The organism is Streptomyces sp. NPDC043812 (genome assembly GCF_056436245.1).
Map to the genome: position 1 here is coordinate 304,631 of NZ_JBWKCY010000001.1, position 22,768 is coordinate 327,398.

Annotated in this window: 18 protein-coding genes; 2 read left to right on the forward strand and 16 right to left on the reverse strand. The window is 70.5% G+C overall.

Translation table 11 applies throughout. From position 1 onward, the window contains the following. Window positions 1–289: 289 nt before the first annotated feature. The gene (gene ileS / locus AC067Z_RS01450; protein ID WP_478787353.1) at window positions 290–3,427 is read left to right on the forward strand and encodes an isoleucine--tRNA ligase; all 3,138 of its coding nucleotides are present in this window, start codon (window positions 290–292) and stop codon (window positions 3,425–3,427) included. Between the two features lie 531 nt (window positions 3,428–3,958). On the opposite strand, the gene AC067Z_RS01455 is transcribed toward ileS, so the two are convergent. The 16 genes from AC067Z_RS01455 to rsmH form a co-directional block, all read right to left on the reverse strand. Further along, a complete protein-coding gene (locus AC067Z_RS01455; protein ID WP_478787354.1) occupies window positions 3,959–5,044 on the reverse strand; it encodes a DivIVA domain-containing protein in 1,086 nt (361 codons plus the stop codon). 49 nt (window positions 5,045–5,093) lie between these two features. Then, window positions 5,094–5,390 carry a YggT family protein gene (locus AC067Z_RS01460; protein WP_478787355.1) on the reverse strand — a complete coding sequence of 99 codons (297 nt, stop codon included), beginning with the start codon at window positions 5,388–5,390 and terminating at the stop codon, window positions 5,094–5,096. A 69-nt stretch (window positions 5,391–5,459) separates the two neighbouring features. Further along, window positions 5,460–6,065: a cell division protein SepF gene (locus AC067Z_RS01465; RefSeq protein ID WP_478787356.1), complete on the reverse strand. Its 606-nt coding sequence runs from the start codon at window positions 6,063–6,065 to the stop codon at window positions 5,460–5,462. A 124-nt stretch (window positions 6,066–6,189) separates the two neighbouring features. After that, window positions 6,190–6,909 carry a YggS family pyridoxal phosphate-dependent enzyme gene (locus AC067Z_RS01470; protein ID WP_478787357.1) on the reverse strand — a complete coding sequence of 240 codons (720 nt, stop codon included), beginning with the start codon at window positions 6,907–6,909 and terminating at the stop codon, window positions 6,190–6,192. Next, entirely contained in the window at window positions 6,906–7,655 is a 750-nt protein-coding gene (gene pgeF, locus AC067Z_RS01475; RefSeq protein ID WP_478787358.1) for a peptidoglycan editing factor PgeF, read from the reverse strand. The genes AC067Z_RS01470 and pgeF overlap by 4 nt, the downstream gene beginning before the upstream one ends. After that, a complete protein-coding gene (gene ftsZ / locus AC067Z_RS01480) occupies window positions 7,652–8,860 on the reverse strand; it encodes a cell division protein FtsZ (protein WP_478787359.1) in 1,209 nt (402 codons plus the stop codon). Before ftsZ ends, pgeF begins: the two co-directional genes overlap by 4 nt. 285 nt (window positions 8,861–9,145) lie before the next feature. Beyond that, the gene (locus AC067Z_RS01485) at window positions 9,146–9,952 is read right to left on the reverse strand and encodes a cell division protein FtsQ/DivIB (RefSeq protein ID WP_478787360.1); all 807 of its coding nucleotides are present in this window, start codon (window positions 9,950–9,952) and stop codon (window positions 9,146–9,148) included. 13 nt (window positions 9,953–9,965) lie between these two features. Further along, window positions 9,966–11,060, reverse strand: coding sequence for an undecaprenyldiphospho-muramoylpentapeptide beta-N-acetylglucosaminyltransferase (gene murG / locus AC067Z_RS01490; RefSeq protein ID WP_478787361.1), 1,095 nt, complete (start codon window positions 11,058–11,060; stop codon window positions 9,966–9,968). Between the two features lie 6 nt (window positions 11,061–11,066). Further along, window positions 11,067–12,392: a putative lipid II flippase FtsW gene (gene ftsW / locus AC067Z_RS01495; RefSeq protein ID WP_478787585.1), complete on the reverse strand. Its 1,326-nt coding sequence runs from the start codon at window positions 12,390–12,392 to the stop codon at window positions 11,067–11,069. Between the two features lie 278 nt (window positions 12,393–12,670). Continuing rightward, window positions 12,671–14,098 (reverse strand): UDP-N-acetylmuramoyl-L-alanine--D-glutamate ligase, encoded by a 1,428-nt coding sequence (murD, locus tag AC067Z_RS01500; protein WP_478787362.1) that lies wholly within the window; start codon window positions 14,096–14,098, stop codon window positions 12,671–12,673. Further along, the gene (mraY, locus tag AC067Z_RS01505; RefSeq protein WP_478787363.1) at window positions 14,080–15,150 is read right to left on the reverse strand and encodes a phospho-N-acetylmuramoyl-pentapeptide-transferase; all 1,071 of its coding nucleotides are present in this window, start codon (window positions 15,148–15,150) and stop codon (window positions 14,080–14,082) included. The genes murD and mraY overlap by 19 nt, the downstream gene beginning before the upstream one ends. Further along, entirely contained in the window at window positions 15,147–16,556 is a 1,410-nt protein-coding gene (locus AC067Z_RS01510) for a UDP-N-acetylmuramoyl-tripeptide--D-alanyl-D-alanine ligase (RefSeq protein ID WP_478787364.1), read from the reverse strand. Before AC067Z_RS01510 ends, mraY begins: the two co-directional genes overlap by 4 nt. A gap of 4 nt (window positions 16,557–16,560) precedes the next feature. Then, window positions 16,561–18,222: a UDP-N-acetylmuramoyl-L-alanyl-D-glutamate--2,6-diaminopimelate ligase gene (locus AC067Z_RS01515; protein ID WP_478787365.1), complete on the reverse strand. Its 1,662-nt coding sequence runs from the start codon at window positions 18,220–18,222 to the stop codon at window positions 16,561–16,563. A 15-nt stretch (window positions 18,223–18,237) separates the two neighbouring features. Next, window positions 18,238–20,181 (reverse strand): peptidoglycan D,D-transpeptidase FtsI family protein, encoded by a 1,944-nt coding sequence (locus tag AC067Z_RS01520; protein ID WP_478787366.1) that lies wholly within the window; start codon window positions 20,179–20,181, stop codon window positions 18,238–18,240. 4 nt (window positions 20,182–20,185) lie between these two features. Next, window positions 20,186–20,773, reverse strand: coding sequence for a cell division protein FtsL (gene ftsL / locus AC067Z_RS01525; RefSeq protein WP_478787367.1), 588 nt, complete (start codon window positions 20,771–20,773; stop codon window positions 20,186–20,188). A 72-nt stretch (window positions 20,774–20,845) separates the two neighbouring features. Further along, window positions 20,846–21,802 (reverse strand): 16S rRNA (cytosine(1402)-N(4))-methyltransferase RsmH, encoded by a 957-nt coding sequence (gene rsmH / locus AC067Z_RS01530; RefSeq protein ID WP_478787368.1) that lies wholly within the window; start codon window positions 21,800–21,802, stop codon window positions 20,846–20,848. A gap of 281 nt (window positions 21,803–22,083) precedes the next feature. Here rsmH and AC067Z_RS01535 point away from each other — a divergent pair, with 281 nt between their 5' ends. Beyond that, on the forward strand, window positions 22,084–22,629 hold the full coding sequence (locus tag AC067Z_RS01535; RefSeq protein WP_478787369.1) for a beta-class carbonic anhydrase: 546 nt from the start codon (window positions 22,084–22,086) through the stop codon (window positions 22,627–22,629). Window positions 22,630–22,768: the final 139 nt, after the last annotated feature.

The following is a 22,768-nucleotide window of genomic DNA, read 5'->3' on the forward strand; positions in this document are numbered from 1 at the left end:
TGGGCGCAGCGAAAGGCATGGATGGGGACGAGTAGCGTCGCGAGCAGCCATGAGCGACCCGGGGACGGTGAGAGCCCGGGGGCCAGCGCGAGGTGAAGCATCACCCCGGAGCCGCCGGAAGAAAGCCACGGACGCCCCGCGGCCAGTAGACCCGGCATCGCGACCCCAATGAGGGGGCCCGGGGCACACCCGCCCGGGCCAAGGAGGGTGGTACCGCGGGAGCCGCGCCAGCATCGGCGCTCTCGTCCCTCCGACGGAACGAGAAGCAGTCCGCCGGAGGAGACCGCCGATGACACCGCCGCAGTACCGCCAGGTGCCCGCTCAGGTAGACCTGCCCGCGCTTGAGCACGCCGTGCTCGACTTCTGGCGCGAGAGCAAGATCTTCGCGAAGAGCCTTGACCAGTCCGAGGGCCGCCCGGAGTGGGTGTTCTACGAGGGCCCGCCCACGGCGAACGGCATGCCCGGCGCGCACCACATCGAGGCCCGCGTCTTCAAGGACGTCTTCCCCCGCTTCCGCACCATGCGCGGCTACCACGTGGCCCGCAAGGCCGGCTGGGACTGCCACGGTCTGCCGGTCGAGCTCGCCGTGGAGAAGGAGCTCGGTTTCTCCGGCAAGAAGGACATCGAGGCGTACGGGATCGCCGAGTTCAACGCCAAGTGCCGTGAGTCGGTGACCCGGCACACGGACGCGTTCGCCGAGCTCACGACCCGCATGGGCTACTGGGTCGACCTCGACGACGCGTACCGCACGATGGACCCGGACTACGTCCAGTCGGTGTGGTGGTCACTGAAGGAGATCTTCGACAAGGGCCTGCTGGTGCAGGACCACCGCGTCGCCCCCTGGTGCCCGCGCTGCGGCACCGGCCTGTCGGACCACGAGCTGGCGCAGGGCTACGAGACGGTCGTCGACCCGTCCGTCTTCGTGCGCTTCCCGCTCACCTCCGGCCCTCTCGCGGGCGAGGCCTCGCTCCTCGTGTGGACGACGACGCCGTGGACGCTGGTGTCCAACACCGCAGTCGCCGCGCACCCGTCGGTCACCTACGTCGTCGCGACGAACGGCGAGGAGAAGCTGGTCGTCGCCGAGCCGCTGCTGGAGAAGGCGCTCGGGGAGGGGTGGGAGGCCACGGGCACCACGTTCTCCGGCGCGGAGATGGAGCGCTGGACGTACGACCGGCCCTTCTCCCTCGTCGAGTTCCCGGCCGAGGCGCACTTCGTGGTCAACGCCGACTATGTGACGACCGAGGACGGTACGGGTCTGGTCCACCAGTCCCCCGCGTTCGGTGAGGACGACCTCAAGGTCTGCCGCGCGTACGGCCTGCCGGTCGTCAACCCCGTCCGCCCCGACGGCACCTTCGAGGAGGACGTGCCGCTCGTCGGCGGCGTCTTCTTCAAGAAGGCCGACGAGGCGCTCACCCAGGACCTCGACGACCGCGGTCTGCTGTTCCGGCACGTCCCGTACGAGCACAGCTACCCGCACTGCTGGCGCTGCCACACCGCGCTGCTCTACTACGCGCAGCCGTCCTGGTACATCCGCACGACGGCCGTCAAGGACCGGCTCCTCGAGGAGAACGAGGCGACGAACTGGTTCCCGGACTCGGTGAAGCAGGGCCGGTTCGGCGACTGGCTGAACAACAACATCGACTGGGCGCTGTCCCGCAACCGCTACTGGGGCACCCCGCTGCCGATCTGGCGCTGCGAGGACGACCACCTCACCTGCGTCGGCTCGCTCGCCGAGCTGTCGGAGCTGACGGGCACCGACCAGTCCGGCCTGGATCCGCACCGTCCCTTCATCGACGACGTCACCTTCGCCTGCCCGCAGTGCTCCGGCACGGCGACGCGTGTGCCGGAGGTCATCGACGCCTGGTACGACTCGGGTTCGATGCCGTTCGCGCAGTGGGGCTACCCGTACAAGAACAAGGAGATCTTCGAGAAGCGCTACCCGGCGCAGTTCATCTCGGAGGCGATCGACCAGACGCGTGGGTGGTTCTACACGCTGATGGCGGTCGGCACGCTCGTCTTCGACAAGTCGTCGTACGAGAACGTGGTGTGCCTGGGCCACATCCTCGCCGAGGACGGCCGCAAGATGTCCAAGCACCTGGGCAACATCCTGCAGCCGATCCCGTTGATGGACCAGCACGGCGCCGACGCGGTGCGCTGGTTCATGGCGGCCGGCGGCTCGCCGTGGGCGGCCCGCCGCGTGGGCCACGGCACGATCCAGGAGGTCGTCCGCAAGACCCTGCTGACGTACTGGAACACGGTCGCCTTCCAGGCGCTGTACGCCCGTACGTCGAACTGGGCGCCCTCCGCGGCCGACCCGGCGCCCGCCGAGCGCACGGTCCTCGACCGCTGGCTGCTGTCCGAGCTGCACGCGCTGGTGGACCAGGTCACGCAGGCGATGGAGGCGTACGACACCCAGCGGGCCGGAAAGCTGCTCTCGGCGTTCGTCGACGACCTGTCGAACTGGTACGTGCGCCGCTCACGCCGCCGCTTCTGGCAGGGCGACGCGGCGGCGCTGCGCACCCTCCACGACGTCGTGGAGACGGTCACGCGGCTGATGGCGCCGCTGACGCCGTTCATCACGGAGCGGGTGTGGCAGGACCTGGTCGTTCCGGTGACGCCGGACGCCCCCGAGTCGGTGCACCTGTCCTCGTGGCCGGTGGCCGACCTGGAAGCGATCGACCCGACGCTGTCGTCGCAGATGGCGCTGGTGCGCCGCCTGGTCGAGCTCGGCCGGGCGACCCGCGCCGAGTCCGGCGTGAAGACGCGTCAGCCGCTGTCGCGTGCGCTGGTGGCAGCGTCCGGCTTCTCCGCGCTCTCGGACGAGCTCCAGGCCCAGATCACGGAGGAGCTGAACGTCTCCTCGCTCGCCTCCCTCTCCGAGGTGGGCGGCTCGCTCGTCGACACGACCGCGAAGGCCAACTTCCGGGCGCTGGGCAAGCGTTTCGGCAAGGGCGTCCAGGACGTGGCGAAGGCCGTGGCCGCGGCGGACGCGGCGGCTCTGTCACTGGCCCTGCGCTCCGGCGAGGCGACGCTGGAGGTGAACGGCGAGACGATCACCCTCTCCCCCGAGGAGGTCATCATCACCGAGACTCCGCGCGAGGGCTGGTCGGTGGCCTCCGACTCCGGTGCGACGGTCGCCCTGGACCTGGAGATCACGCCGGAGCTGCGGCGGGCGGGCCTGGCGCGCGACGCGATCCGTCTGATCCAGGAGTCGCGCAAGAACAGCGGCCTGGACGTGGCCGACCGGATCGCGCTGCGCTGGTCCTCCGATGACCCCGAGGTCACGTCGGCGCTCACGGACCATGCGTCGCTGATCGCGGACGAGGTGCTGGCGACGGACTTCACGACGGGCGAGGCGGACAGGTCGTACGGGCCGCCGTTCACGGACGAGGGCCTGTCCCTGACGTTCCGCCTCCGCAAGGCGTAGTCCGCGCGCACGCAGAAGCGGAGGGGCCCGGCAGCTGCACGCTGCCGGGCCCCTCTGCTTTCCCTCCCGCCCTTTCCCGAACCGGGCTCCTCCCCCAACGCCTGGCGGCGTGGGGGGGACCCCAGGACCCGGCACAGCGCTGCGCGCGGTGTTGCGGGGCTCCGCCCCCGCGCCCCGCTCTCCCCCTACGGCCTGGCGGCCGAGCACGGCCATGCCCGGACAGAGTCTGAGGGAGTGCCCCAGCGGGGCTGAGTTGTCAGCCCGTCTGGGATCCCCCACGCCTGCGGGGCGCCGGGGAGATCAAGGACACCGTGCGCAACGCGGTGCGGGGTCCGGGCGGAGCCCGGTTCGGGATGGGGGAACCTCCCACGGCCGCCAGGCCGTAGGAGGAAGGCGGGGAGGGGAACAAGCCCCGCGCAGCGGCCCCGCACCCGGCCGCGCACAGCAAAAGGCCGGGCCCGGAGTGCATGCGCACTCCGGGCCCGGCCCCGCTGTCTGCCGACGGCTACGCGCGCTCAGCGCGCAGCCCCGTCAGTTGTCGTCCTCGTCGATCAGGAAGCCGCGCATCGGCGACGGCGCCTGCTGCATCGGCTGCGGCGCCTGCGGCCGCACCGGTGCCATCGGCTGGGTCATCGCCGGCGACATCTGCTGCTGACCGCCGTACGACGGGCCGCCCTGCGAGGGACCGCCGTGGCCGCCCATCGTCTGGCCGCCGCCGTAGGACGGCGCGCTCGCGCCGGCCGGTGCCATGGAGGGCGCCGGGGACGGCGGCAGCGACGCGGCCGCCGGGGCGCGCGGCGGAGCCAGCGAGTCGTCGGACTGGGTCTCCAGCTGACGCAGCTGGCTCTCCAGGTACGACTTCAGTCGCGTGCGGTACTCGCGCTCGAAGCCCCGCAGGTCCTCGACCTTGCGCTCCAGCGTCGCGCGCGCGGACTCCAGGGAGCCCATCGCGACGCGGTGCTTCTCCTGGGCGTCCCGCTCGAGGGCGTCGGCCTTGGCGCGCGCGTCGCGCTCCAGGCCCTCGGCGCGCGAGCGCGCCTCGCCGACGATCTTGTTGGCCTCGGAGCGGGCCTCGGCGATCGCCTGGTCGGCGGTCTGCTGGGCCAGCGAGAGGACACGCGCGGCGCTGTCGCCGCCGGGACCCTGACCCATCGGGCCGGGACCCTGCGGGCCGCCGTGACCCATGGGGCCACCCATCGGACCGCCCATGGGGCCGCCCTGCATCGGGCCGGGGCCCATCGGACCGGGGCCCTGCGGGCCGCCGTGGCTCGGACCGGCCGGAAGCTGCGGCGCTCCACCGGGCAGCTGGGGCGGACCCATCTGCGGGGGCTGCTGCTGGACCGGCGGACCGGATATGGCAGCGGGGACGGGCGCACCCGGACCGCGGCCGTCCTGCGGCTCCGGCGGTTTGCGCATGCCCTGCTGCTGCTGGTTCTGCGCAGCCGCACGGGTCGCCGCGGCCAGCTTGGCGCGCAGGTCCTCGTTCTCGCGAAGCAGGCGGGTCAGCTCGGCCTCGACCTCGTCGAGAAAGGCATCGACCTCGTCCTCGTCATAGCCTTCTCGGAGGCGGACGGTCGTGAACTGCTTGTTCCGCACGTCCTCGGGGGTCAGCGGCATCTCTTCTTCACCTCTACGTAGTCGTCGGCAGTCGGCAGGACCGTATCGCTCACATCGAGTTCCCCACTCCGCGGACGATGGAGATCAGGATGTAGACGATGATCATCAGAACGAAGAAGGACAGGTCGAGTGCCACGCCCCCGAGACGCAGCGGCGGGATGAACCGCCGCAGAAGCTTGAGCGGTGGATCGGTGACAGTGTAGGTGGCCTCCAGAACGACCACCATCGCCTTGCCGGGTTGCCATGAACGGGCGAACTGGAAGACGTAGTCCATGACGAGCCGGAAGATCAACACGACCAGGAAGCACATCAGCGCGACGTAGACCACGAAAAGTGCGACGTCCATGCCCGCGCTTCCCTCTCCCCTGGCTCTCGTGTTTCCGGCCGTGCGGCCGGGTCGTTCCCGGTGTCGTTCTCAGCTCTGGTTGAAGAACCCGCCCTCTGCGATGCGGGCCTTGTCTTCCGCCGTGACATCGACGTTAGCAGGCGACAACAGGAACACCTTCTGCGTCACTCGTTCAATGCTGCCATGCAGACCGAAGACGAGTCCCGCGGCAAAGTCGACAAGTCGCTTCGCATCGGTGTCGTCCATCTCCGTGAGGTTCATGATCACGGGTGTGCCCTCGCGGAAGTGTTCCCCGATGGTACGGGCCTCGTTGTAGGTCCGCGGGTGCAGCGTGGTGATGCGGTACGGCTCCCGCTCGGACACGACCTTGGGCATGATCACGGGTGCGTTCTTCTCCAGGCTCGGGCGTTCAGGTGTGATGGATGCCACGGGCGCGATGCGCGCCGGGCGTCCGCTCTCGACGGGGAGGGGGGCCGGCTCGCGCTGCACCGGCGGTGCCGCCACCCGGACCGGCTCCTCCCGCTCGACCTGGTGCGGGGGCTGATGCCGCCGGTGCTCGCGCTCCGGCTCCGGCTCGGGTTCGAAGTCGTCATCGGGGTCGAAACCCCGGCCGTCGTACCCATCGTCCTCCACGAGGCCGAGGTAGACCGCCATCTTGCGCATCGCGCCGGCCATTCTCTGAGTCCTCCGCTCTGTGGTGGATCGGCATCCGTCACCCAGTGCCCGCGATCCACTCGGCCTGCCCGCTTTGGGCGGGAATGACCATATTTTCTACTGTGGTCCGACTTGCTTCGCGACGTTACCCGAGCCTGGGTCGGACTCCGAGTACCGCGGTACCGACGCGCACATGTGTCGCTCCGGCCGCCACGGCCTGTTCGAGGTCCGCGCTCATCCCTGCTGACACCATGTTCGCAGCCGGATGAGCCACGCGCAGGCCGGATGACAATTCCATCAGCCGCTCGAACGCGGCCTGTTGCCGACCCGCGTACGGTCCGGCGAGCGGCGCGACGGTCATCAGCCCGCCGAGCCGCAGTCCTGGTGAGTCCGCGATCGCCGCGGCCAACTCCTCGATGCGGTCCGGCGCGACACCACCCCGGTCCCCCTGCTGTCCGCTTTCCGCGTCGAGCGCGACCTGGACGAGAACCCCGAGCTCACGCTCCGCGCGCACGGCGGCCGCGGACAGTGCGGAGACGAGCTTGAGCCGGTCGACGGACTGCACGACATCGGCATAACTCGCCACAGAACGGACTTTGTTGGTCTGCAACTGGCCGACGAAGTGCCAGTGGAGGGACAGGTCCGCGCAGGCGGCGGCCTTGGGGGCCGCATCCTGATCACGGTTCTCCGCTACATGCCGCACACCCAGCTCATGGAGGATGCGCACATCACTGGCCGGGTAGGTCTTGGTGACCACGATGAGGGTCACCTCCTCCCGCCTGCGGCCCGCGGCCACGCAGGCGGCGGCGATCCGTTCCTCCACCTTCGCCAGATTCGCGGCGAGTTCGGTTCTGCGGTCGGTCATGCCTCTTCCCGGCCTTCGAGCCAGACGTATCCGGCGAGCCGTCCGGTGTTCCGGTCACGGCGGTACGAGTAGTGGTCGCGCGACTCGAGCGTGCAGACCGGCGACTTCCGCAGGTCGTTCACTCCGAGCGCCGCCAGCTGGGCGTGCACTCCGGCGGTGACGTCGACGGCCGGTGTCCCCCAGCTGGTCTCGGACCAGGCGGCAGGTTCCGCTTCGGCCACTTCCGCCCGCATCTGCTCGGGCACTTCGTAGCAGCGACCGCAAACGGCGGGTCCGGTGCGGGCGATGATCCGTTCCGGATCGGCTCCGAGCGAACGCATCGCCGCGATCGTCGCCGGCACGATTCCGGCGACCAGTCCGGGGCGCCCGGCGTGCGCCGCACCCGCCACTCCCGCCACGGGGTCGGCGAGGAGGACCGGCGTGCAGTCCGCGGTGAGCACCGCGAGTGCCAGTCCGCGCCGGGCGGTGACCACGCCGTCGACGGGCGGAACAAGCGAGTCCCCCCACGGGCCGTCGACCACGGCGACGTCCTTGCCGTGAACCTGGTTCATCCAGACGACCCCGGCCGGGTCGAGTCCCAGCGCCTCGGCGGCGATCGCGCGGTTGGACCGTACGGCCTGCGCGTCGTCGCCGACCGCGCCGGCCAGGTTGAGCTCCTCGTACGGAACGGCGCTCACCCCGCCCCACCTGTCGGTGAAGGCGAAGTGCGCGCCGCTCTCGTCTATCGCGTCGTGCTGCACGGTCACTTCAGGAAGTCCGGAACATCCAGCTCTTCGGCCTGGGTGTCGTACGGACGGGCCGACGGCACCTGCGGCGAGGCGGACGGCGGGTTGAGGTCGCTCGCGACCGGGGCCGGCTCGGCGGGAGCCGAGGACTCCTCGCGTGTGGGCACCGTGCCCAGTCCGCCCGCCGGGCGCGTGTTGTCGTTCCGCGACGGGGCCGGGGGCTGCTCCTCGCGCTTGGCCGACGTCGAGCCGATCACGTTCTCCCGGCGGGTGGGCGGCTGTCCGCCGTCGAACCCGGCCGCGATGACGGTGACCCGGACCTCGTCGCCGAGCGCGTCGTCGATGACGGCGCCGAAGATGATGTTCGCCTCGGGGTGGGCGGCCTCGCTCACCAGCTGTGCGGCCTCGTTGATCTCGAACAGGCCGAGGTCGCTGCCACCCGAGATGGAGAGCAGGACGCCGCGGGCGCCGTCGATGGACGCCTCCAGCAGCGGCGAGGAGATGGCCATCTCGGCGGCGGCCACCGCGCGGTCGTCGCCGCGGGCCGAGCCGATACCCATGAGGGCGGATCCGGCCTCGGACATCACGGACTTGACGTCGGCGAAGTCGAGGTTGATCAGACCGGGAGTGGTGATGAGGTCGGTGATGCCCTGCACACCCGAGAGAAGCACCTGGTCCGCGGACTTGAACGCGTCGAGGACGCTGACCTGGCGGTCGGAGATGGACAGCAGGCGGTCGTTGGGGATGACGATGAGGGTGTCGACCTCTTCGCGGAGCTCGGCGATGCCGTCCTCCGCCTGGTTCGCGCGCCTGCGGCCCTCGAACGTGAACGGTCGGGTGACGACGCCGATGGTCAGGGCGCCGAGCGAGCGGGCGATGTTGGCGACGACGGGTGCGCCACCGGTCCCGGTGCCACCACCTTCGCCGGCGGTGACGAAGACCATGTCGGCCCCCTTGAGGACCTCCTCGATCTCTTCGCGGTGGTCCTCTGCCGCCTTGCGACCGACTGCCGGGTTGGCTCCGGCGCCGAGGCCCCGGGTGAGTTCCCGGCCGACGTCGAGCTTGACGTCGGCGTCGCTCATCAACAGCGCTTGCGCGTCCGTATTGATGGCGATGAACTCGACGCCCTTGAGACCGACCTCGATCATTCGGTTGATGGCATTGACACCACCGCCGCCGACACCGATGACCTTGATGACTGCGAGGTAGTTCTGCGGTGCTGCCACGTCGAAGGCCTCTCGCCTCGAGTTACGTGTCGCCGCCTCGCGAGGCTGCGTTGCGACGACTGATGTCGAATTGGGACGGCCCGAGCAGCCTGGCTGCCGACCCGAACCCTAACGCTGAAGTTTAGGGTTACCAGCGTCTCTGTTCCCTGGACTCTTCTGAACAGGACACTAAGTCGACAAGTGGCGCACGTTCAACGAACACGCCGAACCTCCCGTTTTTCTTTTCACCCTATGTGATCACGCACTGTCATGACCAACCAGGGTGCTGGCCTGGGCAGATGTGCGTCAACTCCCTGATACGGCAGGGGCGGTGGGAGCACTCACATCGAAGTGCCGGGCGGACGGCTCGGCTTTCATCAGCGATGCGAGTGTGCGAGCCTTCGCCTCCCCGTCCTCCGAACTGCCCCAGATGACGGTGCGCCCACCCGTCAACTCCAGGAACATGTAGTCGTATGAGCGGACTTCGAGGGTCCGCAGTTGACGGGTGACCGAGGCGGGAAGGTCGGCCCGGACCTGTACGGCCTCGGCAATCAGCCGGTCGGTGCCGAAGCGCTTCAGACTCGGTGAGGCGGCGGCGTCCATCTCCACTTCCGGAACGCCTTTCGGCGCCTTGTCGACGGTGGCGAACCGCACTCCCTCGGCGTCCACTTCGACGAACTTTGTGCCCTTTTCGAGTACGAGGGCGGGCTTTCGTTCCGTCACCTTCAGATCGATTCCGTGCGGCCATGACCGTACGACCTCGACCGAGTGGATACGCGGCAGACTGCTCCGCAGCCTGGCCTCAATGGCGCCCGTGTCCACGGAAATCAACGGGGCACCGATCGGCACCTGTGCCGCTGTTTCCACCTGCCGGGGCGTGAGCACCTCGGTGCCGGTGGCGCGCACCTGCTCGGCCCGTACCCATTGCGAGCCGTAGAGCACCCAGATCGCACCACCGAGCAGCAGGACGGCGACGATGGCGACGACCAAGGAGCGTCGGCCGGGCAGTCGCGGGCGGCCGGCCCCCCCGCTGGGGCGGGGCGGGCGGACCGCGCCCCCGGATCCGTCCGGGGACTTGCGTGCACCGCGTTCGGCGGTGGTCGGTCCGGCCACGCTCCCTGCCTTCTCACGCCTGACGGCGTGCAGCAATCGCCTCGTACACCATGCCGACGAGGAGGTCGTCGGCGTCCCTGCGGCCGAACTCGGCGGCCGCACGCGACATCTCGTACAGCCGGTGCGGATCGGCGAGTACCGGAAGGACGTTGCCCTGGACCCACTCGGGGGTCAGATCGGCGTCGTCCACCAGCACGCCGCCGCCGGCCTTCACCACCGGCTGGGCGTTGAGCCGCTGTTCGCCGTTGCCGATCGGCAGCGGGACGTAGGCGGCGGGCAGGCCCACGGCGGAGAGTTCGGCGACGGTCATCGCGCCCGCACGGCAGAGCATCATGTCGGCCGCGGCGTACGCGAGATCCATCCGGTCCACGTACGGTACCGGCACATAGGGCGGCATCCCGGGCATGTTGTCCACGCGCGGCAGTTCGTTCTTCGGGCCGACCGCGTGCAGGATCTGGATGCCGGAACGCTGGAGCACCGGAGCGATCTGCTGGATCACCTCGTTGAGGCGGCGCGCGCCCTGGGAGCCGCCGGAGACCAGCAGCGTGGGCAGGTTGGGGTCGAGACCGAAGGCGGCACGGGCCTCGGGGCGCACGCGTCCGCGGTCGAGCGTCGCGATGGAGTGGCGCAGCGGGATGCCGATGTAGCGGGCGCCACGCAGCTTGCTGTCCGGGGTGGCGACCGCCACGCCCGCCGCGTACCGCGAGCCGATCTTGTTGGCGAGGCCCGGGCGGGCGTTGGCCTCATGGACGACGATCGGCACGCCGAGGCGCTTGGCCGCGAGGTACCCGGGCAGGGCGACATAGCCGCCGAAGCCCACGACGCAGTCGGCCTTGGTGCGCTCCAGGATCTGCTCGGCGGCCTTGATGGTGCCCCGCAGCCGCCCGGGGACGGTGATCAGCTCGGGAGTGGGCTTGCGCGGCAGCGGCACGGCGGGGATGAGCGCCAACTCGTAGCCCCGCTCGGGGACGAGCCTCGTCTCCAGTCCGCGCTCCGTGCCCAGGGCCGTGATTCCCACGCTCGGGTCCTGCCTGCGCAGGGCGTCCGCGAGGGCGAGCGCGGGCTCGATGTGGCCGGCGGTCCCCCCACCGGCGAGTACGACATGCACCGAAATTCACCGCTCTCCGGACGGACGCTTCTTGACGCGCCGTCTCATCGACTTCCATCTCACCCCGGGCCTCCGCGTGGCCAGGGCGGCTTTCGCGGCGGGATCCTGTCGCGCGAACGCGATCAGCAGCCCGACGGCGAACATCGTCGGCAGCAGGGCCGACCCGCCGTAGGAGAACAGCGGAAGCGGGACACCGGCGATCGGCAGCAGGCCGAGCACCGCACCGATGTTGACCACGGCCTGAGCCGTGATCCACGTGGTCACACCTCCCGCTGCGTACCTCACGAAGGGGTCCTCCGTGCGTCCGGCAACGCGGATACCCGCATAGCCTAGAGCCGCGAACAACGCGAGCACCGACAGCGTCCCCGCCAGGCCCAGTTCCTCCCCGGCGACGGCGAAGATGAAATCGGTGTGCGGTTCGGGAAGTTGGCCCCATTTTTCCACACTTGCGCCGAGACCGGAACCGAACCATCCGCCGGAGGCAAGAGCATAGATGCCGTGCACGGCCTGCCAGCACTCGCCTTTGGGTCCGAGATCGGTGGCACCCACGCACGCGAGCCGTGACATGCGGTTCTCGTTCGTCCTGATGAGCATCAGACCGACGAACGCAGCGATGCCGAGCACACCCGCGAAGAGGCGGGTGGGCGCTCCCGCGAGCCACAGCAGGCCGAAGAGGACGGCGGTGAGGATGATCGCCGTCCCCATGTCGCCGCCGAGCATGATCAGGCCGAGCAGCAGGAAGGCGACGGGCACGAGCGGGACGAGCAGATGCTTCCACTGGGTCAGCAGCCGCTTGTCCTGCTTGCGGGCCAGCAGATCGGCGCCCCAGAGGATGAGCGCGAGCTTGCCGAACTCACTGGGCTGCAGCTGGAACGGACCGCCGAGGTAGATCCAGTTCTGGTTGCCGTTGACCGCATGCCCTATCCCGGGGACCTGCACGAGCACCATGAGGAAGACGGCGACCATGAGGAGCGGATAGGACAGTGCGCGGTGCAGCTTCACCGGCATACGGGAGGCGAGGAACAGCAGCCCCGCCCCGATGGCGGCGGCGAAGAACTGCTTGCGGAAGAAGTACGAGGCGGGCAGGGAGTACTCCAGCGCCGTGATGAGCGAGGCGGAGTAGACCATGACGAGGCCCAGCACGGTGATCAGGAGGCTGCTGCCGAGGATGAGGTAGTACGCGGTGAGCGGCCGGTCCCAGGCCCTGCGTGCCTGCTCGTACAGCCGCCGCGGCCCTCTGCAGCTCGGATCCGGCGGCAGGTGCGTCCCTGCGCCGCCCGGCGGGGACGGCCGCCGCACGGCATCCCCGAGGCCGCCGGCACGGCTGCGCATGACGAGGCGGCCGGCTGCGCCGGCGAATGCGGGCACGGGCAGGGCCCGGCTCGCACGGCCCCACTCACGCAACTCCCCGATCCGCCGGCCCGCCCGAGCGGCGAGCGCCGAGGCGCTCCGGCTCGTGGCGCCAGGACCCGGCGGAGTACCGGGCGCAATGCTCCCCGTCGCCGGGGCGTGGGCGGGGGGTGGGGGAATGGGAGTTGCGCTCCCGGTGGTGGGCGGCATCGTCGCTGTACCCTCCAGTCGTGTCCGGCCGCAGCCGGACCCGGTGGCTGTCAGCCGCGCTCGGCGGCGAGTGCGCGGACCGCTTCCGCGAATGCCTCGCCTCGCTTGTTGTAGTTGGTGAACATGTCCATCGAGGCGCAGGCGGGGGCCAGCAGAACCGTGTCGCCGGGCCGGGCGAGCGAGGCCGCCTCCCGCACCGCCTCGGACATCGCCCCAGTGTCGGTCCGGTCGAGGTCGACGACCGGGACTTCGGGCGCGTGTCGTGCGAGGGCTTCGGCGATCAGCGCGCGGTCCGCGCCCATGAGCACCACGCCCCGCAGGCGCCGTGCCGACCGGGTGACCAGCTCGTCGAAGGTCGCGCCCTTGGCAAGTCCCCCTGCGATCCACACGATCGGGTCGTACGCGGCGAGAGATGCCTCGGCGGCATGGGTGTTGGTGGCCTTGGAGTCGTCGATGTAGGCGACGTCCGCCACGTCCGCGACGTGCTCGATGCGGTGCGCGTCGGGGCGGAAGGCGCGCAGGCCGTCGCGTACGGCCGCCGGCGCGACGCCGAAGGCTCGGGCGAGCGCCGCAGCCGCCAGTGCGTTGGCGATGTTGTGCGGCGCGGGCGGATTGACGTCCGCGACCTCGGCCAGCTCCTGCGCCTGCTTCTGCCGGTTCTCGACGAAGGCGCGGTCGACCAGGATGCCGTCCACGACACCGAGTTGGGAGGGGCCCGGGGTGCCGAGGGTGAAGCCGATCGCCCGGCAGCCCTCCTCGACATCGGCCTCGCGCACCAGGTCCTCGGTCGCCTTGTCGGCGGCGTTGTAGACGCAGGCGACGGTGTTGCCCTCGTAGATGCGGCCCTTGTCGGCGGCGTACGCCTCCATGGAGCCGTGCCAGTCGAGGTGGTCCGGCGCCAGGTTGAGCACGGTCGCGGAGTGGGCGCGCAGCGAGGGCGCCCAGTGCAGCTGGTAGCTGGAGAGTTCGACGGCGAGCACGTCGTACGGCTCGTCGCCGAGGACGACGTCGATGATCGGCGTACCGATGTTGCCGATGGCCGCGGTGCGCAGGCCGGCGGCGGACAGGATCGAGGCAAGCATCCGCGTCGTGGTCGTCTTGCCGTTGGTGCCGGTGATCGCGAGCCACGGCGCCGCGTCCGGTCCGCGCAGCCGCCAGGCGATCTCGACGTCGCCGACGACGTCCACACCGGCCTCGGCGGCGGCGGCGAAGAGCGGGCTGGTCGGCTTCCAGCCGGGCGAGGTGACCACGAGCTCCGTGCCCTCGGGCAGGGTCTCGGCGTCGCCGAGGCGTACCGCGATGCCCAGTTCGGCCAGTTCGGCCGCCCGCGCGCGGTGGGCCTCGCTGTCGCCGCCGTCGACGACGGTGACCTCGGAGCCGAGGCCGGCCAGGGCGCGCGCGGCGCTGATGCCGCTCACGCCGAGCCCGGCGACCGTGATCTTCCTGCCCTGCCAGTCGCTCACTTGTCGGCTGCCCATCCCGCGTAGAAGAGGCCCAGACCCACGATCACGCACATGCCCTGGATGATCCAGAAGCGGACCACGACAAGGACTTCGGACCACCCCTTGAGTTCGAAGTGGTGCTGCAGCGGCGCCATGCGGAACACGCGCCTGCCGGTCATCCGGAACGAACCGACCTGGATCACCACGGACATGGTGATGAGGACGAAGAGGCCGCCGAGGAGGGCGAGCAGGAACTCCGTGCGGGAGCAGATCGCGAGACCCGCGAGCGCGCCGCCGAGTGCCAGCGAACCGGTGTCGCCCATGAAGATCTTGGCGGGCGAGGTGTTCCACCACAGGAAGCCGAAGCAGGCGCCCATCAGCGCGGAGGCGACGACCGCGAGGTCGAGCGGATCGCGTACCTCGAAGCAGGCGTTGGGGTTGGTCAGGGTCACCGCGTTGGCGCAGGACTCCTGGAACTGCCACAGGCCGATGAAGGTGTACGCGCCGAAGACCATCACCGAGGCGCCGGTGGCGAGGCCGTCCAGACCGTCCGTCAGGTTCACGCCGTTCGACATCGCGAGAATCATGAACAGCGCCCACACGACGAACAGCACCGGCCCGATGGACCAGCCGAAGTCGGTGACGAACGACAGCTTGGTGGAGGCGGGCGTGTTGCCGCGCTGGTCCGCGAACTGCAGTGACAGCACGGCGAAGGCGATACCGACGATCAGCTGGCCGGCCATCTTGGCCTTGGCCCGCAGACCGAGCGAACGCTGCTTGACGATCTTGATGTAGTCGTCGAGGAAGCCGACGAGCCCCATGCCTGCCATCAGGAAGAGCACCAGCACACCCGAGAACGTCGGGTCCTCACCGGTGATCACCTTGGCGAGCGCGTACGCGACGAGCGTGGCCAGGATGAAGGCGATGCCGCCCATGGTGGGCGTGCCCTTCTTGCTGCCGTGGGTACGCGGGCCGTCGTCGCGGATGAACTGCCCGTATCCCTTGCGGGCCAGCAGCTTGATCAGCAGCGGGGTACCGACCAGGGTCAGGAAGAGACCGATGGCTCCCGCGAAGAGGATCTGCCTCATCGGACGGCACCCTCACCCTCGAGCAGAGCCTGTGCGATCCGCTCCAGACCGACCGACCTGGAAGCCTTCACCAGCACGACGTCTCCCGGGCGCAACTCTCTGCGCAACAGGTCGACCGCCGCCTGCGCGTCGGACACGTGCACCGACTCCTCACCCCACGAACCCTCGTTGTATGCGCCCAGTTGCAACCAGGACGCTTCCCTGCCCCCGACCGCGACGAGCTTGCCGACATTGAGCCGGACGGCGAGCCGTCCGACCGCGTCGTGCTCGGCGAGTGCCTCGTCCCCGAGTTCGGCCATCTGACCGAGCACCGCCCACGTACGTCCTCCCTTTGCCCGTGCGGCTTGGCCCATGGCGGCCAGCGCACGCAGCGCGGCGCGCATGGACTCGGGATTCGCGTTGTAGGCGTCGTTGACGACCGTCACGCCGTCCGGACGCTCGGTGACCTCCATCCGCCAGCGGGAGAGGGTGCCCGCCTCGGAGAGCGCGGTGGCGATCTCGTCCACTGGCATGCCCAACTCATGGGCGACGGCGGCCGCGGCGAGCGCGTTCGACACGTGGTGCTCACCGTACAGCCGCATGGTCACGTTGCTGCACCCGGTGGGTGTGTGGAGCGTGAAGGACGGCTGTCCGAGGTCGGTGAGCCGGACATTCTCGGCGCGTACGGCGGCGTCGGCGGCCTCTCCGTACAGCAGCACACGCGCTTCGGTGCGGGATGACATGGCGCGGACGAGCGGGTCGTCGGCGTTGAGTACGGCGACGCCGTCCTTGGGCAGGGACTCGACGAGTTCGCCCTTCGCCTGGGCGATCTGCTCGCGGCCGCCGAACTCTCCGATGTGCGCGGTGCCGACGTTGAGCACGAGGCCGACACGGGGCGGGGTGAGCTCGGTGAGGTACCGGATGTGGCCGATTCCGCGGGCCCCCATCTCCAGCACCAGGTGTTCGGTCTCCGCGGTGGCGCTCAGCGCGGTGAGGGGCAGGCCGATCTCGTTGTTGAGGGAGCCCGGGGTGAAGACGGTGGGCGCCTTGCGCTGCAGCACCTGGGCGATCAGGTCCTTGGTGCTGGTCTTCCCGGCCGATCCGGTCAGGGCGACGACATGGGTGCCGAGACGTTCGATGACCGAGCGGGCAAGGCGGCCGAGCGCTGCCTGGACGTCGTCGACGACGATCGCGGGCACACCGACCGGCCGCGCGGCCAGCACGGCGGCCGCCCCTGCGGCCATGGCGCGCTCGGCGTAGTCGTGGCCGTCGACGTTCTCTCCGGCGAAGGCGACGAAGAGTCCGCCGGGTTCGACGTCGCGGGAGTCCTTGACGACGGCGCCGGTGACCTGGACGGCCGGATCCGGTATGTCGTGCTGCGACCCGCCGACGATTTCGGCGATCTCGGCGAGGGAGAGGGCGATCACTGGGTCATCCCTGACTGTTCTCGTTTTCAATGGCGGCGCGGAGTACCTGGCGGTCGTCGAACGGGCGGATGACTCCTGCGATGTCCTGGCCCTGCTCGTGGCCCTTGCCCGCGACGAGCACCGTGTCGCCGGGGTTCGCGCGGGCCACGGCCGCGGCGATGGCCGCGGCCCGGTCCTCGTAGACCATCACGTCGGCGCGCTCGTGGATCGGCACCTCGGCGGCGCCGGCGAGCATCGCGGCGAGGATGGCGAGGGGATCCTCGGAGCGGGGGTTGTCGGAGGTCAGCACCGCGGTGTCGGCGAGCCTCGCCGCGGCGGCGCCCATGGGCCCGCGCTTGGTCGTGTCGCGGTCGCCGCCGCAGCCCAGCACGATGTGCAGCTTGCCCTCGGTGACCTTGCGCAGGGACCGCAGGACCGATTCGACGGCGTCCGTCTTGTGCGCGTAGTCGACGACGGCGAGGTACGGCTGGCCGGCCTCGACGCGCTCCAGCCGGCCCGGTACGCCGGGGACGGCCGCGACGCCGTCGGCGGCGGTCTGCGGGTCGATGCCGGCCACGGCAAGGGTGACGACGGCAGCCAGCGTGTTGGCGACGTTGAACGGGCCCGGCAGCGGGGCCTTGGCGCGCAGCCGCTCGCCCTTCGGGCCGACGACGGTGAAGGTGGAGCCGATCGCGGTGACGTCGACGTCCTCGGCGCGCCAGTCGGCGTCCGGGTGGCCCTCGGCGGAGAAGGTGGTGACCGGGACAGTCGCCTCGGTGACCAGTCTGCGGCCGTACTCGTCGTCGAGGTTGACGACCGCTTCCCGGCTGCGCAGCGGCGTGAACAGCTGCGCCTTCGCCTGGAAGTAGTCCTCCATGTCGGAGTGGAACTCCATGTGCTCGGGGCTGAGGTTGTTGAAGACGGCGACGTCGAAGACGCAGCCGTCGACCCGGCCCAGCACCAGGGCGTGGCTGGAGACCTCCATGACGACCGCGTCGGTCTCCCGTTCGCGCATGACGGCGAACAGGGCCTGCAGGTCGGTCGCTTCGGGGGTGGTGCGCTCGGACTTGATGCGCTCGTCGCCGATCCGCATCTCGACCGTGCCGATCAGGCCGGTGGCACGGCCGGCCGCCTGCAGTCCGCCCTCGACGAGGTACGCCGTGGTGGTCTTGCCGGAGGTACCGGTGATGCCGATCTGGAGCAGGTCCTTGCCGGGGTGCCCGTAGATCTCGGCGGCGAGCTCGCCCATCCGGCCGCGTGGGTCTTCGGTGACCAGCACCGGCAGCCCGGTGGCCGCGGCGCGTTCGGCGCCGGCCTGGTCGGTGAGGATCGCCGCGGCCCCGAGGTCGGCGGCCTGCGGCGCGAAGTCGGCTCCGTGGAACCGGGCGCCGGGCAGGGCCGCGTACACGTCACCGGGCCGTACGGCCCGTGAGTCGTGGGTGATGCCGGTGATCTCTGCCGGGGCGGGCGTCTGCACACCCAGCCGGGCGGCGAGTTCCCCGAGGTTCGTCGGGCGGGGCCGGTCCGGGCGGGGCGCTCCCGCCTGTTTCGCGGGGGCGTCCTGCTGGGTGGTTCGGTTCTGATCAGCGTGTGGCACGGCGGTGAGCGTACCGGGCGCACCCGTTCCGGGGGAAAAAGAGGGGCCGTCTCCGGGGCGGTTCCCGGGTTCGGGGGTGATCGTGGTCACTGGTGGCTCCTCCGGTCACTCGCCGGGGTCGAAGGTCACGGGCAGCCCGGCGGGGGCCTTGCCGGTCGGTGCGACCTGCAGGGTCTTGAGCGCGAACTGCATGACCTTTTGGTAGACGGGGCCGCAGATCTGGCCGCCGAAGTAGCTGCCCCGGGTGGGGTTCTGGATGGCGCAGTAGACAGTGATCTCCGGGTTGTCGGCGGGGGCGAAACCGGCGAAGGACGCGGTGTAGCCCTTGTATCGGCCGAGTTCGGGATCGACCCGGTTGGCCGTGCCGGTCTTGCCCCCGACGCGGTAGCCGGGGATGCGCGCCTTGGTGCCGGTGCCCTCCCGGTCGTCGACGACGGATTCGAGCATGGTGGCGAGCGTCTTGGCCGTCCGGCCGCTGACGACACGGTTCTTCTTGGGCGCGGGGGCGGCGGTGAACTGTCCGTCCGGCCCCTTGGTGCCCCGTACGAGGGTGGGCTCGATGCGTACCCCGCCGTTGGCGATGGTCGAGTACACCGAGGCCGCCTGGACCGCGTTGAGGGACAGCCCCTGCCCGAACGGGATCGTGTACTGCTGGGAGACGGACCAGTCCTGCGGCTTCGCGAGGATTCCGGGGGTCTCACCGGGGTAGCCGAGTCCGCTCTTGCTCCCGAGACCGAACTTGCGCAGGTAGGAGTGGAGCACCTGGTTGGCCTCGCGCTGGGTCTTGCCGAGCTGTCCGGTCGCCAGGATGGTGCCGATGTTGCTGGACTTCGCGAGGACGCCGTTGAGCGTGAGGTACCAGGTGGGGTGGTCGATGTCGTCCTTGAAGAGCCGGTCGCCGCGGTGCAGCCGGTTGGGGACGACGACATGGGTGCCGGGGGTCGCCTTCTTCTCCTCCAGCACGGCGGCCATGGACATGACCTTGGCGGTGGAGCCGGGCTCGTACGCGTCCTGGAGGGCGGCGTTGCCCATGGCGGTGGCGTCCGCCTGGCCGAGGTCGTTCGGGTCGAATCCGGGGGCGTTGGCCATGGCGAGGATCTCGCCGGTGCGGGTGTTCTGCACGATGACGTAGCCGCGGTCGGCCGCCGACTCGCTGACCTGGTCCTCGATGGCCCGCTGGGCGGCCCACTGGATGTCGCGGTCGATGGTCAGCTCGATGTCCGAGCCGGGCACGGCAGGCACCTCGCGGGAGCCGACGGTGGGCACGCGCCGACCACCGGACTGGGCGTAGGTGACGGTGCCGTCCTGGCCGGCGAGGGTCTGGTCGAGCATCGACTCGATACCGCCGCCACCGCGGCCCTCGGCATTGACGTAGCCCAGTATCCCGGCGGCGAGGTCGCCGTTCGGGTAGACGCGTTTGCTGCTGGGCTCCTGGAAGACGCCCGCGAGAACGTTCGCTCCGGGGCCGCCCTTGCGCTTGTCGGCGGCGGCCTTCTCGGCGTAGACGCTCCTGAGGTCCTTGATCTGGTTCCACACCTGCGGGGTCTGGCGGCGGGCCAGCACGGTGTAGCGGGACCCCGGTTTCCTGAGCTTCTTCACGAGCTCCGCGGCGTCCGCCCCGAGGATGGGGGCGAGCAGCGCGGCCGCCTGCTGCGGTGCGTCGGGCGCCTTGCTCTCCTCGGGCGTGAACATCTTCGGGTCGGCGGTGATGTCGTGCGCGTCGACGGAGGTGGCGAGAGCGACCCCGGCGCGGTCGGTGATCCGGCCGCGCTCGGCGGCGAGGGTGTAGCTGAAGTAGCGGTTCTTGTCCGCCTTGGCCGCGTAGGCACTGGCGTCGACGGCCTGCACCTGCAGCAGACGCACGACGAAGGCCAGCATGACGAGCGTCAGGCCGAGGCTGACGAGACGCAGCCGGGGGCGTGGGCTGCCGAGCCTGATGGTGCGGGGAGCCGGGCGCGGTCTGCGGGCCGCCGTGCGCTGCGAAGGGCGGCCGCCGGACCGCTGGGCGGGGCCCGGCACTCGGCGGCGCGGGGGTTCCTTTGAAGGCACTGCGTCACCTGCCGGGATTCGTCGGGGGCGGCTTCGGGGACGTACGGGACGGCTGGACGCCGGACGCGGAGGCCGTGGGCGGACCGGCCTGCTGCGGAACCACCGCCGGAGCCTGCACCGAGGGGGTGGCGGACGCGGAGGGGGCCGGCACGGCGGACTGCGGGGGTGCGGCGGGGCGAGTCTGCTCGGGGACCTGCTGGGGCGTCGGGTCGGGCAGGGGCTCTGCGGTGGCCTCGCCGGGGACGCCGCGGATCTTGCCGTCCGGGCCGAGGAAGGCGGGATTGCCACCGGGGACCATGCCCAGCTCGCGGGCGCGGCGCTCCAGCGCGTCGGGAGCCGAGTAGCTGTCGACGTCCTGCTGGAGCGCCTGCTGCTGGTCGGTGAGTTCGGTGGTCTCCTTCTTCAGTTCGCTCAGTTCGAAGGAGCCCTGGCTGAGCGAGGAGTTGAGCAGCAGCAGGGTGATCAGACCGCCGGAGAGCAGAAGCACCACCAGCAGGGCGAAGGGGGTGCGGGCGGCCGTACTCGGCCCGGACGGCATCAGCCGCGCGAGCCGCGCGGCCCTCCCCTTCAACTGCTTGGCCGCTGTGCTCAAGGTGTCCTCCGCATCGCTTCCGTGCCCGCCGTTCGGCTGCGCCCGCTTTTCACCTGGCTCCGCGCGCCCGTCTCACGCCACGTCCTCCCGGATGCGCTCTGCTCCCCTGAGACGTGCCGGGGCCGCGCGGCGGTTCTCCGCGACCTCGTCCTCGGTGGGCAGCTCGGCGCCGCGGGTCAGCAGCTTCAGCCTCGGCTGGTACTCCTCGGGGACGACCGGCAGCCCGGGGGGCGCGGTGTTCGCGGCGCCCGCCGCGAACACCTGCTTGACCAGCCGGTCCTCGAGCGAGTGGTACGACAGGACGGCGATCCGTCCGCCGACGGCGAGGGAGGCGACCGCGGCGGGAACGGCACGCTCGAGAACGGTGAGCTCGCCGTTGACCTCGATGCGCAGGGCCTGGAAGGTGCGCTTGGCCGGATTGCCGCCGGTGCGCTTGGCGGCCTGCGGCAGCGCGTCCCGGATCAGCTCGACGAGCCGGGCGCTGTTGCTGAACGGCTCCTTCCCGCGCTCGCGCACGATCGCGGAGACGATCCGCTTGGCCTGCTTCTCCTCGCCGTACGCGCGCAGGATGCGGACCAGTTCGCCGGGCGGGTAGGTGTTGAGCACCTCTGCGGCGCTGACCCCGGTCGTCTGGTCCATGCGCATGTCGAGCGGGGCGTCCTGCGCGTAGGCGAAGCCGCGGTCGGCCTCGTCCAGCTGCATGGAGGAGACGCCGAGGTCGAACAGGATGCCGTCGGCGCGCGGGATGCCGAGGCGGTCGAGGACGTCGGGAAGTTCGTCGTAGACGGCGTGCACCAGCGTGGCGCGGTCGCCGAAGGGCGCGAGCCGTTCGCCGGACAACCGCAGCGCTTCCCTGTCCCGGTCGAGAGCGACGAGGCGGGCCTCGGGGAACTGGGTGAGCAGGGCCTCGCTGTGTCCGCCGAGGCCGAGCGTGCAGTCCACAACGACCGCACCGGGCCGTTGCAGCGCCGGGGCCAACAGGTCCAGGCACCGCTGGAGCATCACCGGGACGTGTCGGGTCTGGCTCATGCGCCCTCTCAGGTCCGGCGCGGGCGAGTCATGGCCGGGCCGTGCGTACGCCGCGCACGCGGGGAATGTGGGGAAATGTGCGGGAAGTCGCCGAATGCGCTGGTGACCTCTGTGAACTGCGCGTCACTTTAGTCCACTGGTCCGGCCGGTCAATCAACCGGCCAGCGCGTCGCGCGGGCCGCCATGTGATGCCTGTGGGTTACCTCACAACAAGCCGCGTTGACGTTCTTTGTCCGCTCTCACAGCGGGCCCGCACCCCGTGTGACCGTTACCTTCGAGCCATGTCGACTTCCGCGTACCACTCTGCAGCCGAAGCCGCCCGCACCGGCGGCACGGTCACCGACCGTCTCGTCGAGGCAAACCAGCGCTACGCCGCCGACTTCCGGAACCCGGGGATGGACGCACGTCCCGTCCTCCAGGTCGCCGTCGTGGCCTGCATGGACGCCCGGCTCGACCTGCACGATGCCCTCGGCCTCGAACTGGGCGACTGCCACACCATCCGCAACGCCGGCGGCGTCGTCACCGACGACGTGATCCGTTCGCTCACGATCAGCCAGCGGGCGCTGGGCACACGCAGCGTGATACTGGTCCACCACACGGGCTGCGGCCTGGAGAGCATCACGGAGGACTTCCGGATCGAGCTGGAGGAGGAGGTCGGCCAGCGCCCGGCATGGGCGGTCGAGGCGTTCCGCGACGTCGAGCAGGATGTGCGCCAGTCGATGCAGCGGGTGCGCACCTCGCCGTTCCTGCTGCACGCGGACGACGTGCGGGGCTTCGTCTTCGACGTCACCACGGGCCTGCTGAAGGAGATCGACCCCGCAGCGTGAACGCCCGGCCACCCGATAAATGACTCAACCCCGACATATCCCTCTCAGTTATCCACAGGCGAGTGACACGAAGCGGTAACGCCAACAAGAATGCGGGTGGGGACGCCCTTCCGGAACGATCCGGGGAAGGTGTCCGTGT

Excerpts from the sequence above, each read along its gene's own strand:
- ftsW (WP_478787585.1), bottom strand. The coding sequence starts at position 12,392 with ATGCGCAGCCGTGCCGGCGGCCTCGGGGATGCCGTGCGGCGGCCGTCC.
- AC067Z_RS01455 (WP_478787354.1), bottom strand. The coding sequence starts at position 5,044 with ATGCCGCTGACCCCCGAGGACGTGCGGAACAAGCAGTTCACGACCGTC.
- ileS (WP_478787353.1), top strand. The coding sequence starts at position 290 with ATGACACCGCCGCAGTACCGCCAGGTGCCCGCTCAGGTAGACCTGCCC.
- murD (WP_478787362.1), bottom strand. The coding sequence starts at position 14,098 with ATGGGCAGCCGACAAGTGAGCGACTGGCAGGGCAGGAAGATCACGGTC.
- AC067Z_RS01465 (WP_478787356.1), bottom strand. The coding sequence starts at position 6,065 with ATGGCCGGCGCGATGCGCAAGATGGCGGTCTACCTCGGCCTCGTGGAG.
- AC067Z_RS01460 (WP_478787355.1), bottom strand. The coding sequence starts at position 5,390 with ATGGACGTCGCACTTTTCGTGGTCTACGTCGCGCTGATGTGCTTCCTG.
- rsmH (WP_478787368.1), bottom strand. The coding sequence starts at position 21,802 with ATGAGCCAGACCCGACACGTCCCGGTGATGCTCCAGCGGTGCCTGGAC.
- AC067Z_RS01470 (WP_478787357.1), bottom strand. The coding sequence starts at position 6,909 with ATGACCGACCGCAGAACCGAACTCGCCGCGAATCTGGCGAAGGTGGAG.
- mraY (WP_478787363.1), bottom strand. The coding sequence starts at position 15,150 with ATGAGGCAGATCCTCTTCGCGGGAGCCATCGGTCTCTTCCTGACCCTG.
- AC067Z_RS01535 (WP_478787369.1), top strand. The coding sequence starts at position 22,084 with ATGTCGACTTCCGCGTACCACTCTGCAGCCGAAGCCGCCCGCACCGGC.